The sequence below is a fragment of the Coleofasciculus sp. genome (genome assembly GCF_046565525.1).
In the GTDB taxonomy this organism is placed as follows: domain Bacteria; phylum Cyanobacteriota; class Cyanobacteriia; order Cyanobacteriales; family Coleofasciculaceae; genus Coleofasciculus.
Map to the genome: position 1 here is coordinate 1 of NZ_JBKHUP010000225.1, position 2874 is coordinate 2874.

Below are 2874 nucleotides of genomic sequence, written 5' to 3' on the forward strand. Positions count from 1 at the left end.
GGCTAATCACGAAGGCACAAGATTTCTCTCAAGCCCACGCTGTACCGCTCGTATCGGTCAGCGTTGGGTTCGTGACACTATTCTTTAAGGGGGATAAACTCAATTAGAATGCAGCCTAATCCCCCGGCTTTACCCTCGCTAGCTTTCGTCAATCTAGGGGGGGTTTCTTTGGCATAAGCGATGTTTATTGCTTGTCTTGATCTTCAAAGGCGAAGATTCCCTTGAACAGCATCAGTAGACCCCCTGCTAAGATAGCGATCGCTAAACCGCCAGTGACTAAATCGACTATTTGATTCTCCACACTCGTTTTCCTACTCTTCCTGCAAATGCTAGCGTAGAATACTCTAATCCAACATGTCCCCATTATCAGTGGTGGAGTGGATTAAATCAGGAGGTAAGGGATTCGGGAACAAATACCACAGACGTTAGACAACGTTCGCGATCGCGTTCGTAATCAGAGCGCATTGCCACAACCGTCATCTGCCCTTGCCCTTGAGCGAGGTGGGTTTTGAGTTGTTGGATGGTTGCTTTTTGAGCGTTGATATAGTTATCGTGCATGATGGCGGTGGTGATACAGGAGATATAGCCTAGGCGTGGACTCTTTTATTCAACTTGACCCCATTGATTTAGTTTGGGGATTGGGCATGATGGCGATCGCGATTGGTTTATCCAGTTGGCAAGGGTTAGGTTTGGAGTTATCGTTAGCGATCGCGACAGGGCGAACGGTGATACAGCTTTTGGTGGTGGGGTTTTTTCTGGGGATTGTCTTTGCCTTAGATAATCCTTTGGCAGTTTTAGGCGTTTTTCTGGTAATGCTAACCATTGCGGCGATTACCGCCCGTAACCGGATTGGGAAAAAAATACCCCGACTATTCTGGGTAGTATTCGGTTCGATTTTCTTCTGTAGTGCCTTAACGTTGATTTATACCAATCTACTGATTATTCAACCGGAAACCTGGTATCAGCCCCAGTACCTGATTCCCTTGGGTGGTATTGTTTTGGGCAATGCCATGAATGGATCTGCGATCGCGGGTGAACGCTTGGTGAGTACGATTACCAGTAGTCGTTTGGAAATTGAAACGCACCTGAGTTTAGGCGCTACCCCGCAACAAGCTGTGGCGGGATACCGCAAAGATGCTATCCGCGCCGGATTAATTCCTACCCTGAATCAAATGATGGTGGTGGGGATTGTGACGTTACCAGGAATTATTACAGGTCAACTTCTGAGTGGCATTGACCCATTGAATGCGGCATCTTACCAAATTTTAGTCATGTTTATGATTGCGACAACTAACCTGACTACGACAATCTTAGTGACTCAGGGTATTTATCATCAATTTTTCAACGCCCAAGCCCAGTTGCAACTTCCTTGAAATGTCATTTGTCATTTGTCATTTGTCATTTCTTCTTTGTTTGCACCCCTGCACCCCAACACCCCTGCACCCCAACACCCCTGCACCCCTGCCCCCCTGCACCTGTGCACCTCCGCTCCCCTGCACCCCAACACCCCTGCACCTGTACCCCCCTGCACCTGTGCCCCCCGCACTCTTGCATCCCGACACCCTGGCTTCCCTGAGTAATGCTAGGATAGCCCTAGTTTCAACAGCACATTTATGAGTTCTTCTTTTGTTACCCCCCGTCGCCTTCTCGCTTCTGGTCTGTGTTTGGGCGTCCTGAGTACCCTAGGGTTAACCATCCGTTCTCATTCATTACTCTCACCCGCCGTTGCTGAAGTTGCGATCGCATCCACTAAAAACGTCGCTGCTGACGATGTGGTGGGTACATGGCAAGGGGAAATGGCACCCGGTCAAATGATCACCTGGATTTTGACGCCAGACGGCAAACTCTTCATGACTGCCCCACCCTTTGCGGATGAACCACAACGGGCGTTAGAAATGCGTTACCAGGTAGAATCGAGCACTAAGCCGATGGGTTTGAATATTGACTTGGCGCAGGGGGCGACTGTAATGACGATTTTTGAGATGACTCCGGAGGGTCAAATGCTTGTACAAATTGCGGGAACGAATCCGGGCGAAGAACGACCTGAAGAATTTAATAATGCGACGGTGTTTAAGAAAGTTTCAAATGCAACAACATTACCGCCGGATACACAAATTATTAAATAGATAAATGAATGTAGAGACGCGATATATCGCGTCTCTACTTAACGACTAGCTTTTCTTAACAAAACCTAACGTTAAGCTATCTGGTGCGAGGAAATGGTTCAAATGATAAGCCCGTTCCTCAGTTTTCAAAAGGATTTGTTCATACAAATAGCGGGTGGCGCGATCGCCTAAACTTTCCGCTTGTGATGCCTGACGCCGAATTAACTGGATTATAGCTTGCTCGGCTGCCAAGTCATTCTCGATCATCTGACGCGATGAAAAAATGCCATCGGCTTCTGGAGAGAAGCAACAGAGTTGCGCCAGGGTGCTAAAACTAGCGGCGGGAACTCCACCTAGCCCATTGAGTCTTTCTCCCAAATCGTGGACATTTCCCTGTGCTTGTTCATAGCTTTCTTGAAAGAAGTCGTGCAAGGAATAAAATTCGGCGCCTTGTACAACAAAGTGATGTTTTTGGTATTGCAGATAGAGTGCTTGGAAGCTTGCCAATGCAATATTTAGCCCTTCACAAACGGGAGCAGTTACACCTTGCTCCAGTAGGATGGGATTATCATAGACTTCACCAAATGCCTGGACTAAACCCTGAGTATCTGGCATGGTTGTGTTCTCCTTCTCATTAAGTTGGCGTTATTGCCAGTGTCTAGGGTTACTTTAGCATGGTTGGGAGAATCTGGTTATTGACATCCTCCCCCGGCTAAAGAGCGCGGGGGATTCCTCACCACGCCACCTTTTTAGGGGTGGTCGCTGATTG

General features: G+C 47.9%; 4 protein-coding genes. 2 read left to right on the forward strand and 2 right to left on the reverse strand.

Annotation, left to right across the window (positions count from 1 at the left end):
• Positions 1–387: 387 nt before the first annotated feature.
• Positions 388–558, reverse strand: coding sequence for a hypothetical protein (locus ACLGGO_RS35260; RefSeq protein ID WP_446334579.1), 171 nt, complete (start codon positions 556–558; stop codon positions 388–390).
• Between the two features lie 35 nt (positions 559–593).
• On the opposite strand from ACLGGO_RS35260, the gene ACLGGO_RS35265 reads away from it, so the two are divergent.
• The gene (locus ACLGGO_RS35265; protein ID WP_446334580.1) at positions 594–1373 is read left to right on the forward strand and encodes an ABC transporter permease; all 780 of its coding nucleotides are present in this window, start codon (positions 594–596) and stop codon (positions 1371–1373) included.
• 240 nt (positions 1374–1613) lie between these two features.
• Positions 1614–2126, forward strand: a complete 513-nt coding sequence (locus tag ACLGGO_RS35270) for a hypothetical protein (RefSeq protein WP_446422807.1) — start codon at positions 1614–1616, stop codon at positions 2124–2126.
• 45 nt (positions 2127–2171) lie between these two features.
• Here the strand turns inward: ACLGGO_RS35270 and ACLGGO_RS35275 are convergent, their stop codons facing one another.
• Complete coding sequence (locus ACLGGO_RS35275) at positions 2172–2720, reverse strand: Dps family protein (RefSeq protein ID WP_446422808.1); 549 nt, start codon at positions 2718–2720, stop codon at positions 2172–2174.
• Positions 2721–2874: the final 154 nt, after the last annotated feature.

Bases quoted from the DNA above. Each gene is read 5' to 3' on its own strand.
- ACLGGO_RS35260 (WP_446334579.1), bottom strand. From the start codon at position 558: ATGCACGATAACTATATCAACGCTCAAAAAGCAACCATCCAACAACTC.
- ACLGGO_RS35270 (WP_446422807.1), top strand. From the start codon at position 1,614: ATGAGTTCTTCTTTTGTTACCCCCCGTCGCCTTCTCGCTTCTGGTCTG.
- ACLGGO_RS35275 (WP_446422808.1), bottom strand. From the start codon at position 2,720: ATGCCAGATACTCAGGGTTTAGTCCAGGCATTTGGTGAAGTCTATGAT.